This is a genomic window from Flavobacterium sp. 21.1, assembly GCF_057801535.1.
Map to the genome: position 1 here is coordinate 209,710 of NZ_JBYNXA010000001.1, position 14,556 is coordinate 224,265.

15 protein-coding genes are annotated in these 14,556 nt (G+C 34.8%); 1 reads left to right on the top strand and 14 read right to left on the bottom strand.

The features are described from left to right. Positions 1-28 precede the first annotated feature (28 nt). From AC3E9U_RS00910 to AC3E9U_RS00930, 5 genes are all read right to left on the bottom strand, one after another. A complete protein-coding gene (locus AC3E9U_RS00910; RefSeq protein WP_488745491.1) occupies positions 29-1,108 on the bottom strand; it encodes a nucleotidyltransferase domain-containing protein in 1,080 nt (359 codons plus the stop codon). 228 nt (positions 1,109-1,336) lie between these two features. Next, positions 1,337-1,708: a hypothetical protein gene (locus AC3E9U_RS00915; RefSeq protein ID WP_488745025.1), complete on the bottom strand. Its 372-nt coding sequence runs from the start codon at positions 1,706-1,708 to the stop codon at positions 1,337-1,339. Beyond that, on the bottom strand, positions 1,689-3,386 hold the full coding sequence (locus tag AC3E9U_RS00920) for a hypothetical protein (RefSeq protein WP_488745026.1): 1,698 nt from the start codon (positions 3,384-3,386) through the stop codon (positions 1,689-1,691). Before AC3E9U_RS00920 ends, AC3E9U_RS00915 begins: the two co-directional genes overlap by 20 nt. A gap of 24 nt (positions 3,387-3,410) precedes the next feature. Next, positions 3,411-4,133: a hypothetical protein gene (locus AC3E9U_RS00925; protein WP_488745027.1), complete on the bottom strand. Its 723-nt coding sequence runs from the start codon at positions 4,131-4,133 to the stop codon at positions 3,411-3,413. Positions 4,134-4,162: 29 nt separating this feature from the next. Then, entirely contained in the window at positions 4,163-4,909 is a 747-nt protein-coding gene (locus AC3E9U_RS00930) for a nucleotidyltransferase domain-containing protein (RefSeq protein WP_488745028.1), read from the bottom strand. A 368-nt stretch (positions 4,910-5,277) separates the two neighbouring features. On the opposite strand from AC3E9U_RS00930, the gene AC3E9U_RS00935 reads away from it, so the two are divergent. Next, positions 5,278-6,111 (top strand): cyclase family protein, encoded by an 834-nt coding sequence (locus AC3E9U_RS00935; protein WP_488745029.1) that lies wholly within the window; start codon positions 5,278-5,280, stop codon positions 6,109-6,111. A 78-nt stretch (positions 6,112-6,189) separates the two neighbouring features. On the opposite strand, the gene AC3E9U_RS00940 is transcribed toward AC3E9U_RS00935, so the two are convergent. From AC3E9U_RS00940 to AC3E9U_RS00980, 9 genes are all read right to left on the bottom strand, one after another. Beyond that, positions 6,190-7,206: a TerC/Alx family metal homeostasis membrane protein gene (locus AC3E9U_RS00940; RefSeq protein WP_488745030.1), complete on the bottom strand. Its 1,017-nt coding sequence runs from the start codon at positions 7,204-7,206 to the stop codon at positions 6,190-6,192. A gap of 22 nt (positions 7,207-7,228) precedes the next feature. Next, positions 7,229-8,737: a helix-hairpin-helix domain-containing protein gene (locus AC3E9U_RS00945; RefSeq protein WP_488745031.1), complete on the bottom strand. Its 1,509-nt coding sequence runs from the start codon at positions 8,735-8,737 to the stop codon at positions 7,229-7,231. Positions 8,738-8,748: 11 nt separating this feature from the next. Next, complete coding sequence (locus AC3E9U_RS00950; protein ID WP_488745032.1) at positions 8,749-10,101, bottom strand: PP2C family serine/threonine-protein phosphatase; 1,353 nt, start codon at positions 10,099-10,101, stop codon at positions 8,749-8,751. 88 nt (positions 10,102-10,189) lie between these two features. Continuing rightward, positions 10,190-11,248, bottom strand: coding sequence for a TerY-C metal binding domain-containing protein (locus tag AC3E9U_RS00955; protein WP_488745033.1), 1,059 nt, complete (start codon positions 11,246-11,248; stop codon positions 10,190-10,192). A gap of 25 nt (positions 11,249-11,273) precedes the next feature. Further along, entirely contained in the window at positions 11,274-11,909 is a 636-nt protein-coding gene (locus AC3E9U_RS00960; RefSeq protein WP_488745034.1) for a vWA domain-containing protein, read from the bottom strand. Positions 11,910-11,920: 11 nt separating this feature from the next. Next, positions 11,921-12,331 (bottom strand): hypothetical protein, encoded by a 411-nt coding sequence (locus tag AC3E9U_RS00965; protein ID WP_488745035.1) that lies wholly within the window; start codon positions 12,329-12,331, stop codon positions 11,921-11,923. 5 nt (positions 12,332-12,336) lie between these two features. Beyond that, positions 12,337-12,996 (bottom strand): TerD family protein, encoded by a 660-nt coding sequence (locus tag AC3E9U_RS00970; protein ID WP_488745036.1) that lies wholly within the window; start codon positions 12,994-12,996, stop codon positions 12,337-12,339. Positions 12,997-13,036: 40 nt separating this feature from the next. Continuing rightward, on the bottom strand, positions 13,037-13,591 hold the full coding sequence (locus tag AC3E9U_RS00975; protein ID WP_488745037.1) for a TerD family protein: 555 nt from the start codon (positions 13,589-13,591) through the stop codon (positions 13,037-13,039). 1 nt (position 13,592) lies between these two features. Continuing rightward, positions 13,593-14,552 carry a hypothetical protein gene (locus AC3E9U_RS00980; protein ID WP_488745038.1) on the bottom strand — a complete coding sequence of 320 codons (960 nt, stop codon included), beginning with the start codon at positions 14,550-14,552 and terminating at the stop codon, positions 13,593-13,595. Between the last annotated feature and the right edge of the window lie 4 nt (positions 14,553-14,556).

A 14,556-nucleotide genomic window follows, 5' to 3' on the forward strand; every position in this document is an offset into this window, starting at 1 on the left:
AACAAAAAAGCCTCAACTATTGAGGCTTTTAAGTATAAAGTACTTCTCTTATTTTTATTAAAGTAGCTATGGCCTTTTCATAATTTGGCAAATCAGGCAATGACGTAGTTTTCTCAGCTAATTCTATGGAAGCAATTAAATCATCGGCTTTCTGAAGTAAATCGTCATACTCCATGGCGCCTGATTTTATGGAAAGTAATTCTTCCCTGTTCTTAACCTGTATATTCAACTTTCCTTCTTTCAGGATCTGTTCTGCAGTTTGCAATAAGCGGATGGTGTGCATCATGTTCTTACTGTCGTAGTTTTTACCATGCTGCAGATTTGTATTGTAACGGTCTTCATTGCGTTTTTCAATCCAGTCCCAATACTCCCTATACTCTTTGCAGTAGGTTGAATAGCCGTCAAGATTGCAATACATATAGGCGATTTCTTTTTCCTCTTTAGCGATGGATGAAAGCAAAACATCATTAGAATTTTCATTCTTAACGATACCGCGATAACCAAGTGTTTGTGCATCATCGTAAAACAAGGCATACATTCCTTTCGAATGAGGAAGATTAATCAAACCGCATTGTTCCTGTGCTTTGTTGTTCACAGTTAACCATTTGATTAACGGAACACTGCTATACCCCTGAAGCACAAAACAAAATTCCAAAAGCGATTTCTTTTCCTTTGGTATTGGGTTGACTATTTTCTTTTTCAGTCCGCGCGCCTTTTTAATTTGAGTTACAGCATAACCTGCAAAACTGTCTTTGCACAACTTCGACAAGAAATCTTCCAGGATAAGTTCCTCCATCAGAGGATGTTTAAACAATATACAATCTTCCGGAGTCGCCAGTAATTCCAAAATATTCGGATTGTTTTTAAGCAACAGTTCCACAAACCGGCCCAATTCGTAATAAACAATATCGTTAGTTTCATTACTGATTTGCGGCACATACTCCAAACCATAAAACTGTTCTTTCGGTAAATAATATACGCCTTTGATATCCGTATCGGAAGTTGGCGTATCCAGCCCAAAGGACTTGCTTCCGGAGATGGCTTCGAAGAGGATTAGGTTTTGGGATTTAGGGTTTGGAGGGTCATAGCTCCCTTTATTTTGTTGAATTTTAAACCTGACAAGTTTCGGGAACCTGCAAGGTTTTGTCAAAATTAAAAAAGATAATTTACTTCTTGAGATTACTCTTTAGAAGACTGTCATCAAAACAATAAAAGCGTGCAGCAATTTTTTTCTATTTTGCCGATAGATATTCTTCTTGAAAAAAATCCGAAATCAGGAGATTTCGGATGGTTGAAAATTCGCTTTAAAAGGATTATTATATATATAATATTTTTATCAATCATTATTGTAAATTTCAATAATATCCTTTAATTCATCTAAAAAAATTGGTTTTGATAATATTTTAATGTCTCCTAAACCTCTTTTTTTTAATTCATCTTCAACCATGTTTCCAGTTAAAACAACAATATTATTATTACCAAATTTTTTTATTTCTTCAATCACGCCATAACCATCCTTTTCACTTGTCGGTGATAAGTCAATATCCACAAATATTAAATCATAATTTATAGACTCTTTATAATCACCAAAATTTTGTGATTTATCAATATATTTTATTTTTAATTTTCTGTTAAAATCTAATTCATTGACATCTGAAAAAGCATTTTTAACTTTTGGAATTTCATTTTCAAACACTAATATTTCCATCTTTGTGTATTTTCATTTTTATTTCATGATTAAATGTGAATTGAAATTTATCCACAAAAATCCTATTATCAATATTTTTTCTTCTCAGCAATCTTCTAATAAAATTCAAGCCATGTGTTTTTCTACTATATATTTCATCATTATCTCTTAAATTATATAGGGTAACAATCTCTTCGAGTTCCTGCTTGTTTTTTTCGTATTCGTTTATCTTATTCGAGAACAATATTTTTACAAAATCTTCTTGAATCGACAAAACAACTTCTTTTTTATGTGATTCACCATATTTATTAATGTTTTCAATTATATCTGTAAAAACAAAGTCAAACATCATTTGATTGATAAGAACTTTTATATTATTTAGATTTTCCACTTGAATAATTACACCATCAATACTATTAAAATGAAACAGCCAATTTTTTCTAAGGTCATCAATGAATGATTTTAATGTGATAATCTTATCGTCCTCATTTAGAATATTATCAACTCCTTTGATTAAAACTTCTGCTTTTTTTATGATTGTTTTTATCTCTGCATTATTATTATTCTCTAGTAGCCTTTTTTCAATGTATTCCTTTTGTTCTTTTGTCAAATCTTTTTGTTTAAAATATCTATCCATTAGGTCAATTGTAGACGTTATTGGTGAAAGTTTATTTTTAACAAAGTGTAAAGCATTCTGAGCATCGAAAACATATGCAATTTTTTGTTTTATGATTTTTAAGTTAGAATTATTCAATTCAATTAGTGAATTACTTATGTAATATATCCTTGCTATATATTCAAAAATAGGTCTGAAATTCAATATTAGAGATTCATTAAATACACTATCTTTTTTGAGTGAAACAAGAAAATAATAGTCTTTATCTAAAACTTTATGATTTAACCAATAACATTTCTCGTATTTTAATCCATCGATTACAACTGTATCTTTTATAACTTTTGCATTTCTAATTGAAATATCCTTTCTAATTATTTTTTCTAATCCTTGAACGGTTTCAATTTCATTATTTATTACAAACTTGGATCCTTTTATCAATACAAATTTTCCGTCGTAATTAACGAATAAAAAAAGTTCATCAATTTGATTAATAATTCTCACTTTGGAATCATTAATTTTATTAATTACATTTCTTAAAATTCTATGACTATTATTTTCATTTACATTTTCAATAAAGAGGTCACCAACCAAAAGAATTATTTCTTCATTAATACTTGAAAATATTTTTCTAACATTTAGAATAAAGATAAATAAATAAAAAATGATTGGTATTAATTGATGTGTTAAGTTAAGTCTAAAATTATCAATAAAAAGAATACTTGAATGGATTAAAATAATAAAGAAAATGAACTTACCATTCTTACTTGAGTGACTCTGAACATTGTAAAGTAATAAAATGAATGGCAAGAAATTTAGAATGTGATTCAAATCTTTTTGATATAAGAAAACACATATAACTGTTAAATCAAGGATTAATCTTACTATGCCCTTATATGTTGTCTTTACAAATATTAAATTTAATATCAATAATATGGTATAAGCCGATATTGCAGATATGTATATCCATGTAGGAAAAATATTTGAATTATAAAATTGAATAAACATTAACAGAACTATCAATACAGTTCTTAGTATTAATGAATTAACTCTTCTTAAATCGTAATCTATATCTCTAATTGTCATAATCATTATCTCTAATAGCCAAAATCATTGAAGTTTTATTTTATTAAAAATTTCCTTTACTAAATAATTACCCAGTATCAAAAACAAAAAAGATTTTTGAAAAACTAATACTAAAACTCCAAAAAAACTAAGTGGTTTAACTTCCATTTTTTCATCCAAATCAAAAATATAAGTAAATAAATTTCCTAGATTATTTAACCAATTAATTTCACAAAATTTAATTTTTTTAACTTCTAGAACGGCAAAATAATCTGACTTTGCTTGACAAAACATAATAGTAGATAAGAACAAATAAATGGAAACAAACAATAATAAAACAATTATATTATATGATATTATCTTTAGAACTAGTTTTAAAAAATTAACAAGTGGATTATTAAACTTTTTAACATTATACCAATAATAAGAAATTTCAATCTTACTTAGCAACTCCATAACACTTTTGGCTTCCTCTTCATTTCCGTTTTTCACCAAGGCTTTTATCAAATGACTTATCAATTCTCTTTTTTCTGAAATACTGTAAGGTCTTATGATCTTTAGTAATTTTACATTAGATAACTTACTATAATTAAACCCTCTTAAATGAAATATTTCAGAGTACAATTCAAAAATGAGTTTTAAATCTTTAAAAGCATCAAATTTAATATAATTTGGTTCTTTCCTTATGTTAGTTTGGTACTGAGTAAATAACTGTTGAAACAAAACTTCTTTCATTTCAACACCTTTTCTTAATTCATTTTCTTCCATTAACTAAAATTACGTTGTATTACTATTTATTATTTTATCAATACCCTAAAAAACTCCTCCAACTCCCCATTAATCTTCTTCCCACTCCCCAAACCACTCGCATGCTCCTGATTGAATTGTATCGTATCCATTAAAAACTGAGTAATCAGGGTTTCTTTCGGGTGAAGGTATTTTTCGTCCTGCCGGGCTTTTATTGCCATCAGTTCCAAGATCTTTTCCTGTATGTTTTGTGGTGCAATAGGCAATACTTCCTCAAAAGCAACCGGAGGAAACGTATTGTTTTCAATGATCCATTTTCCGGCCAAAGCGGTTCGCAACGCATAGAAATAGCTTTTCAGCTTTACTTCCTCAGCAGTACAAACCTCCATGAAGTTTTTTGTGGTGCCTAAATAGTGGTGGAAAGTGGCAATGGGAGAAAAACAATCTTGTGCAAAGCCCTGCATTTGCTTCAGGAAAACATCATTCTGTTTATACACTACGGGCGAAAACAACCATTCCAGTAACGGTGCGTTGGACTTTGCCAACAATAGTAAAGTTTTCCGTAAATCCCATCCCGAGCCATCTAAATCTTCTGCCGTCATGAACTCAATCACATCTGGCTTTTCCCAAAGGGATAAATAATGTTCCGGCTGGTGTTTATATATAAACCGGATGTCATAATCACTGTCCGGAGATGCAAATCCCCAGGCACGACTCCCCGATTCCACAGCATACACTATTTCAATATTCTTTTGCTGCTCTATTTCCTGTAATTTTGCTAGTATTTTATCTTTCATGTCAACTCAAAAATAAGTAAAATCGCTGAAACTGTTGTCATTTTCTTACGATTGTAATCAACATAAAACTGTGAATAATTACTACTGCTTTTGGCTGCATTTCCACTTCCATAAAACCCTCCATTCACCCAAGCCAAATCACCCAAAAAACACTCCGATGGTACTTCGTACCAAAGCCGTACTTAAGCCGAATATAAGCCGTACATAAGCCGAGGAAAGCCGTATAAAAAAATCACCTCAAAAAAGACATATAAAGACACTTTTCACTACTTCATAATTAGGAGCGTCTTCTTCATCAAAGGAGGTTAAAAATCCGACCTAAAAAGTTGCTTCTTTTATTAGTAAATTTATAGTATAATTTTTACCAGATGAAAACAACTGTATTTTATATCGCAATCCTTTCTCTATTGATTTCCTGTGATACCAGATCCAAATCGTCTGAGGAAGCTGATACAACAAACCCAGCCGGAACCAATAAAGGAAAACTAATTGACCTGTCTCATGATTTCTCGGATGAAACCATTTACTGGGTAACTGCCGAGGAATTCAAATTAGATACGGTCTATAACGGAGACACACCAAAAGGCTATTACTATTCCGCCAATAACTTCAGTGCGGCAGAACATGGCGGAACCCACGTGGATGCTCCAATCCACTTCTCAAAAACTGGTCAAACCGTAGATGAAATACCTCTCGAAAAACTAATCGGGAAAGCTATAAAAATAGATATCTCTTCAAAAGCATTAACTAATCCTGATTATCTGGTAAGTGTACAGGATCTTCTTGACTGGGAGAAAAAAGAGAGAACCAAGATTCCGGATGGCAGTATCGTCTTATTGCAAACCGGCTATTCCAAATACTATCCGGATAAAGTAAAATATCTCGGAACCGCTGATCGTGGCGATAATGCGGTAAAGGAATTGCACTTCCCCGGACTTTCCCCTGTAGCAGCAAAATGGCTGGTTGAGAATCGTAACATTAATGCAATCGGGATAGACACACCAAGCATCGATTACGGGCAATCAACCTATTTTGAAAGCCATGTCACTTTACTCTCTAAAAACATTCCAGTCTTTGAGAATCTGGCAAACCTGGACCAACTACCAAGTAAAGGATTTGAAATAACAGCTTTACCAATGAAAATCAAAGGTGGAAGTGGCGCTCCGTTACGAATCATAGCAAGTATTGGCGAACAGCCTTAATAATTTATTTTAGTTCTTATTACAAACAAAAAATCCTAACCAAAATGGCTAGGATTCTCTATTTTATTTAAGCGCTGATTATGCGTTTTCTTCTTCCATTTCCTCTTTGGCATCCGGGAACATGATCGATAATACTACCGACAATAAAAGAACACCGCCAATAACCATTAAGGAAACCATAGATTCAATATGGTAGAATGGCGCAATGATCATCTTCAAACCGATAAATGATAAGATTACAGCCAAACCATAAGGCAATTTGTTGAACAAATGGATAAAGTTGTCTAATAAGAAGAATAAGGCTCTCAATCCTAAGATTGCAAAGATATTCGACGTATATAAAATGAACGGATCGTTAGAGATAGCAAAAATCGCCGGGATGGAATCTACCGCGAAAAGTAAATCCGTAAACTCAATTACAGCTACTACAACCAATAAAGGTGTTGCCAGTTTCTTTCCGTTTTCAATGGTAAAGAATTTATCTCCGTCATATTTATCACTGACACTGAAAAATCTTCTGATCAATCTTGCTCCACGTGTGTTGTTGTAATCTTCTTCATCATCGTCATCTCCGGAAGACCATGATTTAATTCCCGCATACACAAGAAACAATCCGAACAATGTCATGATAATGTTAATGTTGTATTTAAAGCCTTCCACTCCAAAATAACCTAATATTTTGTTCAGGTACGTAAGCTCAATCAAGAAAGCGCCCGAGAAAATAAACAGGGCACGCAATACCAAAGCTCCAACGATACCCCAAAATAACACTTTGTGTTTGTTAGTATTAGCAACATCGAAAAACTTAAACACTAAGATGAATACAAATAAGTTATCTACCGAAAGTGCTTTTTCGATCCAATACGCCGACTGGAATTCATAAAACTTAGCAGCACCGGCAAAGTAATACACCAAACCGCTGAATGCCATCGCCAGGGAAATCCATACGATTGACCAACCTACAGCTTCTTTATTGGAAACCTCATGACTTTTTTTATTGAAGACCCCTAAGTCTAATAAAAGCATAACTACAACAGCTATTGCAAAAGTGGCTATCAAGCCCGGATGTTCTGAAAAAATTGGATGATCGTTCATGTGTTTAATTTATAAAATTTAATTATTTATTTGCCATTGTAATTACCACTACCCTTCCTCCTTCTTCTTTGGAAAGCAGTAGTTTTTTACCGTCGGTCAATTCAACCATCTGACCCATCGGAATTTCTTTCTCCTCGGTTTTATCCACCAAAGATGCTAATTTTTGATTTACGAAGACCCATTTGTCTTCATAAAAAGTAAAATATCCAACCGGAACTTTCTGTTCAGCAGATAAACGCTCGTTTCTGACGATGTTTCTATTGACGTGCCATTGGTACAGATACTGGTTATTATAAACCATTAATCGATGATTGTCAGGCTTCCAGGTTGATTCATCAAATCGGTAATACATATCCAAAACCGGTAATGTTCCCTCATGTTTTGTATTGCAAAAAGGACAGCTTGGCGTATTGGTATTGTCAAACACATACCATTTTTGTTCACAGGAAACATTATGGCAGGTCTGAATCAGATCTGTAGTTTTCAGTAAAGCAGCCTCCCATTCTTCGGCTCTTGGTCTTTGCGTCGGATTGTGCAGTCCGTCGATAAAAGCTCTGTCGAAAAGAGGTTTCAGATAAGGACCGGTAATGCTGTACGGAATCTTATCCGTGTCAGACCAATATACATCCCATTTTGAAACCTGATTTAGCTTTAGCTTATTGCTTTTATCTGTCGGATGCTCAATGAACAATGCCTTTTCCCCCATCGACAACAAATCGTCTATTTCTGTTTCCAGATCATGAACTTTGCTTCCTTTTAACGGATGTCGGTGCAACAAATACATGTAAATCAAACAGGCTAATGCGTGAAGATCCGTTAACCGATTAGGTAATTTCCGGTTAGGATCCGATTTACCCAAATGCTTGGTAGCCAATACTTCTGGTGCAATAAAATCGGGAGTTCCGATTACTTCAGCCGGAAAAAGTCCGGGTACAACTAAACCATCCAGGTCAATCATACAAGCTGATCCTGTGGTAGGATCTACCAAAACATTGTTATAGGACAGGTCGGAATGCGACAGTCCCATTTGATGCATTTTTTTTACACCACGGGCAAGATTGATCCCTATCTGAAAATAATTAAGCCAGTTTCCTAACTCCGATTTGTCTAAACTTAGTGGAAATTGTTTGTTTCTGAATTTCGCTCCGGCAAACCATTTTCCGTTTTTTTCCTCACCTCGGATTATATCCTGTCCGGCATAACCTTTCTCGAAGAAAAATTTAGGATTGTAAACCGGAACTATGATTCCCGTTAATCCTTTACTTTCAACAACATCAGTAGGCCAGCGGTAAATTTCATCTAAATAATAATCGCCGCCTTCATTATTTTTGATTCGGTTTAAATACTCCGATGTTATTTTTTTCAGTCTTTCAATCTGATTGGAATCCTGTTTTTCTTTGAAGATAGCCACGACATATTTTCGATCCGGACTGAAATAGACATTTTTTGCCGTCCCGCTCTTGGGATCTCCGTTGTCAACATACTGATAGCTTGTTCCGTTGATGATGGATTTAACTGTAATTATCGACATGCTTCTAAAATTTAAAATACAATAGCTAAAGTTCGGTCATCATGGTTTCCGGGACTCCAGAAATCCATCCACGCTGAAAGCTGATTAGCAATTTCAACATTGTCTGTTTTAAAATCGACCTTCGCTTTATCGTCGTTATTTCCTTGTAAATCAGAAATAAATGCTTTCCACGATTCTAATTTTTCCAGATTGGCTTCTACAACAAATTTTGCATCGTAAATACCGTCTGTCATCAGCATAAGAAATGAGAAATCATCAATTATTTTACAACTGAATCTTGTAGCGAATTTTTCGTTTACAAAAATATCCGACATGGTAATAAATCGGGTTCCGCCGCCAAATTCACCGACGTCCAGCCAATTCATCAATTTAAATTCCGTCTGGTCTTTGTTTACTATCCCTATAGGACAATCTCCGACGCCAAACGTAAGAACAACATATCCGAAATCGTATTTTTTAAATAATGTGAATATCAGTGTGCTGTGTAATTCCTCAATATCTAATTGATTCTCACCTGCGAATTTTTCAAGTCCGCTATGAACGAATTTCGCACAATCACCAAGGTAGTTATTGGCAACCTTACCAATTTCAATTTCAGCATTTTCCGAAGCACCTGTAGTTAGATTTCCATTTAGATTTAAACTTTTCACAAGAGTGTCTAAATCCTCTGATTTTTTTGCATCAAAAACAGTCTCAAAATAATCGATTACCGTTTGACATGCAATTTGAGAACCTTTTCGGGAATATTTGGCACTTCCTGCTCCGTCAGAAACAGCTACAACATTCCATCCTAAATTCGAAATATGTTTAAAAGCGTAATCATCTTCTCTAAAGGCTCCTACATTAGCATGTGAACGTCCTCTTTTGGACGCGACAACTATGTGCTTATCGCCCAATGGTTTAAAATCCTGCGCGTTATCTTCTTTCCAGAAAAGATCACTTTCATCGCTGGGTTTATTGGCCCATAACGATTTAGGATCAGCATTCACATAAAAAGCTATCGGTTTTGTGTTTAACTCAGAATCTTCCGGTTCTCCTTCAACCCGAAACTTTAAATGGATTTTTACGTCCCCTTTTTCAACAGGATTTCCGGAAATGGTCGTTGATTCAAAATCGTACGCAAAGCCATGGTCTTCAAGGCCTTCAAATTCAGCAAAAATTATATGATTCCAGCCTAATTCAGTAAAATCAATTTTAGCCTCATAGAATTTTCCAATTGTTGCGTTGGGAATTCTAACGGGCGATTGAATAATATCTGTAATCCTGTTTTTCAGTATCCATTTATCCACCATGATTTTCTGACTCTCAATTATTCTTTTAACGATTCCGATATTTTCTTCGTCCAGAGCAAAATGTTCAAACATTTCATTCCGGCTGGAGTTTACAACAATGTTGTGTGCTGAAAGTAATCTTTCAAGGTATCTTTTAGTATCCGACATGAGCTAAGGGGAATTATCCCAGGGTTCGGTTTACATCAAACCCTCCCCCGTCACCGTGACTATAGGAACCTTGGTTTTCGCACCACGGACAAGTACTTACGCCCTCATCACCGATACAGTGAATCTTGGTACAACTGCACATGGCAAATCCAAACTGATTTCCGCAGCAAGGACAGGCCGGAGCTCCAATAAGCTCTTCACTGTTTATCCTTGTATTATTCATTTGGTACTCTTCCGAAAGTTCAAAATAAGAATTATCCACCTGGAAACCGCCAACCATTCTGTAGGAACGCGTCTGCAGATCCATACCGGCAAAACCGGACGGACTTGATACTTTTCTGTATTTTATCAGATAGGGACGTTTTGTATTCTGGCATTTTGCTGACAAAACAACAAAATTCGGATCTGCGTATAAATTAGGCGGAGGATTTTTAAAACTATCCGTTTTGGTTAATACATCATCATCTAATTTAGCCAACTCAAAACCGCTTGAATTATTCTCAACGCTGATGCTGCTTGTTTTTATGGAATCAGTCACCCATTTAAAGAATTTCTTATAATCCTCATCGGTTGAGTTTCTGAAATGAAGTACGTTTTCCGTTAATTCGCTTAAAATCCTCGTATCGGTTTCATCACCAAATGAGATGGCAACCAAATTCGCCGTTTTTTGCCAATTTTGCTTCCATTCCGCGATTGCATTTCTGCTGTCGTCTGTTGGAACTCCGTCAGTAAAGAGAAACACGATAGGCTTCCAGTCTCCTTTTTGTTCAAAAGTTGTTTTGACAGTGTTCTTACGAAGCTCGTACATTAAATGTCCTAAACCTTTACTCAGCGATGTACCTCCGCCTATTGGAAATTTTGGCGGATAAAAATTCACAATTTCCTGAAGCGGAACAAGTGTTTTAGCCTGTCCTGCAAAAATGATTATGGATACCCAAACGGTTTCTATTGCGTAAGGATCCGACTTAATGGCTTTAATAATCGTTGCCATTCCTTCTTCAACAAATTGGATCTGATCCCCAACCATTGATTCGGATACGTCAATCAGGAAGTATATCGGGAGTTTTCTCATAAATTAATGGTTATTAGTAAAACTTTTATATCACTAAAGTTATCTCGCTTGGCGGAGGTGGCAAAGTCACACTTTCTCCTGTTCCCTGACTTTTATTTCCCTGTTCTATGGTTTCAGAAACCCATTTAAAGAACTGCTTTAGGGCTGTACTGTCGGTATTATCCAAATGCACAACATCATGCGTAAGTTCCTTTAAAAGAGAATCATTCGCTAAATTCCCCGCAGCACAGCAAACAATTGCTCCAAAATTCAAGGTCTTGATTTTAGGGATCATCTCTCTGTAGACCTGCAGGTCATTTGGTTTTCCATCGGTAAAAAGAAAAAGAAGCGGCTTCCAGTCACCCTTTTGAGTAGCTGAACCTTTAATCCAATTGGACTCAACTTTTTCATGAAGTACTTCCAAAGCCCGGCCTGTATGTGTAGGACCACTCTGAGGACAGGTGATTTCCGGCAATTGAAATAAGGCTAACTCTGTAAGCGGACAAATCTCTTTTACTTCCCTGTCAAACGTGATAATACTTATCCATAAGGAATCCAAGGCCTGCGCATCTTGTCGTAATGTATTGATCATCCCGCTCAAAGCGTTATTGAGGGCCTGAATGGGTTCTCCATACATAGAACCCGATGTATCTAACAATAGGTATACCGGCAGTCTTCTCATAAATTTCAGAATTAACCTGGAATATTATAGGTTTGTGACGTTGACGTAGAATTTTCAGTAGTATTAATCATACCATTAATTGCGTATGTGCTCGTATCGGCATCAGGATCATTTTGGATCAATTCGCTTAAAACCGGCTGCGTAAAATCTTTCCCTCCCATAGCATGGTTATAAAGAGCACCAATAGTGTAGATAGGTCCCCAAGGAAGACCCCACCATCCCATTAATAAATTTACGCCCACATGTCCGTAAGAATACTTAAGCGTTCCTTCTCCCGGACGAATAAAGTAAATGCTGGAGTTTCTTTTGAAAGTCATTAAAACGATTGAAACAGTATAGGGGAAAACTACAAATTTCCCCCCTCTGTTCACCATTTCTTTTATCTGAGCAACGCTCAATCCCTCGATGTTTTTGATTTGCATGGCTCTTACAGATATGATTTAACAATTTTGTGAATTGTCTGGCCTAAGAACGTATCATCGGTAGGATCTCCGATTGCGCTGAATTTCCATTCTCCATTGCGTTTGTAAAGTTTACCCATGATGATCGATCTTTTACCAACATATTGATTTTCAGATGCCACGTTATAATCAGCGAATACTGAATTCACGCGCGTTGGCGTACCTTCGTACATTCTGATTTTCGCATAAGGAATTTGTGAAAAATCTTCCTTACCCGCATTATTTAAGAAGAAGAAAATCTGCGATACGTTTGCGTTTAATTTTGATAAATCAACAGTGATGATTTCGTTATCAAGACCGTCATCTCCTCCTTTATCACCTTCCAAATCATCTCCTGTGTGCTTTAAAGCACCGTCAGAAGTAAGCAATTTTCCTTTAGGTAATCCAAACTGTTGTAACACTTCCACTCTGTATAGTGGAGAATATAAATGATCACAAATGTTATTCTGATCATCAATTAAAATACTACTCAAATCTAAATCAACGTTTTGAAGCGATTTTGAAAGTCCGAACATACCTTTCTTTTCAATTGCTCCCCAGTTAACTCCTACACAAAAGTTGGTCAGGGTTTCACCGGATGTTTTTCGTAAATCAATTTTTTGTCCTTTGCTTAGATTAATTGCCATAATTCAATGTTTTTTAATTGGTTAAAATTAATTTGTTGGTTTATTGATATTTAGTAAGAAAGTCTTGCAATCCGCCTTTGAGACCGTTTCCTACAGCCTCAAATTTCCATTCGTTGTTTCGTTTGTAAATTCTTCCGAATTCAACGGCTGTTTCAATTGAAAAATCTTCGTCCAATTCATATTTCACAATTTCTTCATTGTTTGCTTTATTTACAATACGGATGAAGGAATTTCTGATTTGCCCGAAATTTTGTCTTCTTTCCGAAGCTTTATGAATGGTCACCACAAAAGTAATTTCTGATAGCTGATTAATCGCTTTCGACAAATCAACATTGATTACTTCGTCATCTCCTTCACCGTCTCCGGTTAAATTGTCTCCGCTGTGAACTACAGCGCCGTCCGGTGATTGAAGGTTATTAAAGAACACAAAATGATTATCGCTGATAAGTTTCCCATTGTCTCCTAATAAAAATACTGACGCATCAATATCGAATGCTTCTCCGGTTGCACTTGAATTACTGTCCCACCCAAGTCCAACTTTAAAACTAGGTACGTCTATTTTTTCTCTTTGTCCTTTTTCTAAATTTATTGCCATTCTATTTTATATTAATATTTAACATGGTTCTTAAAATATTAGTTTGCTCGTCAACGCTTTGTAAATCATCCAAAAAGTCAATTCCTGAAATTTTTTCAAGGTAACTTTTCAGAACGGTTTCAATATCATTTGCTATTGTTTTCAGTGTTTTTTCGGCTTTATTTTTTAACAAATTGTTTTTTGCCTTCAAATCCCTGATAATCTCGTTTTTATTAGAATTGTTCCTTGAAAAATCAATCGTACTAAAATGTTCTTTCGCAAAAAAGCACATTTCTCTTTTTTCTTTCAGAAAAATAAAACATTCATTGGTATTTATGAACTCATAAACTTCTATAAACAAATTATTATACTGTAACCCGCATGAAAATTTGAATTTAAACTTCTGAATATTCAATCTTCCCAATAGTTTCTTTTCCATTCTCAAATTGAATTTTTCGTAGAAAGTACTGGGCTCTAATTGATTCAATGCATTATAATCTTCCGGAGAAATCTTTCGATAATACTCCAAACCCAATGTATTTGATAAGTTATTCATGTTTTCCAGATCAAAATCTGCTGACGGATCATTTTGATACGCCAATTGCATGTATAAATTCTCAATACATTTCTGCATTACTTCATTATGCTTACGGGTTTCAGCAGCCAGAATATCAGTACCTATTTCATCTTCATAAGACGCAACAATATCATTATTGATCTGTATCTCATTGGTAATCAATAAATACTTCTGTTCTTTCTGCTTTTTTAATTTGGTAAGCAATTCCAAAACCGAATCTGTAAACTGCAAATGAAACAATTCCAATTTATTGGCATCGAGCGATTCATTTGCAGCAAAAACGTCATGGATAACTCTGGTCCTCACCAAAATGGAAACAAGATAACTCTGATTAAAAAAATTAGTCAATATTTTTAATCTGTTTACTCTTTTTTCGCTCGCCTTAATGATTTCGGAAAATTCCAAAGTA

Excerpts from the sequence above, each read along its gene's own strand:
- AC3E9U_RS00915 (WP_488745025.1), bottom strand. The coding sequence starts at position 1,708 with ATGGAAATATTAGTGTTTGAAAATGAAATTCCAAAAGTTAAAAATGCT.
- AC3E9U_RS00920 (WP_488745026.1), bottom strand. The coding sequence starts at position 3,386 with ATGACAATTAGAGATATAGATTACGATTTAAGAAGAGTTAATTCATTA.
- AC3E9U_RS00925 (WP_488745027.1), bottom strand. The coding sequence starts at position 4,133 with ATGGAAGAAAATGAATTAAGAAAAGGTGTTGAAATGAAAGAAGTTTTG.
- AC3E9U_RS00930 (WP_488745028.1), bottom strand. The coding sequence starts at position 4,909 with ATGAAAGATAAAATACTAGCAAAATTACAGGAAATAGAGCAGCAAAAG.
- AC3E9U_RS00935 (WP_488745029.1), top strand. The coding sequence starts at position 5,278 with ATGAAAACAACTGTATTTTATATCGCAATCCTTTCTCTATTGATTTCC.
- AC3E9U_RS00940 (WP_488745030.1), bottom strand. The coding sequence starts at position 7,206 with ATGAACGATCATCCAATTTTTTCAGAACATCCGGGCTTGATAGCCACT.
- AC3E9U_RS00945 (WP_488745031.1), bottom strand. The coding sequence starts at position 8,737 with ATGTCGATAATTACAGTTAAATCCATCATCAACGGAACAAGCTATCAG.
- AC3E9U_RS00950 (WP_488745032.1), bottom strand. The coding sequence starts at position 10,101 with ATGTTTGAACATTTTGCTCTGGACGAAGAAAATATCGGAATCGTTAAA.
- AC3E9U_RS00955 (WP_488745033.1), bottom strand. The coding sequence starts at position 11,248 with ATGAGAAAACTCCCGATATACTTCCTGATTGACGTATCCGAATCAATG.
- AC3E9U_RS00960 (WP_488745034.1), bottom strand. The coding sequence starts at position 11,909 with ATGAGAAGACTGCCGGTATACCTATTGTTAGATACATCGGGTTCTATG.
- AC3E9U_RS00965 (WP_488745035.1), bottom strand. The coding sequence starts at position 12,331 with ATGCAAATCAAAAACATCGAGGGATTGAGCGTTGCTCAGATAAAAGAA.
- AC3E9U_RS00970 (WP_488745036.1), bottom strand. The coding sequence starts at position 12,996 with ATGGCAATTAATCTAAGCAAAGGACAAAAAATTGATTTACGAAAAACA.
- AC3E9U_RS00975 (WP_488745037.1), bottom strand. The coding sequence starts at position 13,591 with ATGGCAATAAATTTAGAAAAAGGACAAAGAGAAAAAATAGACGTACCT.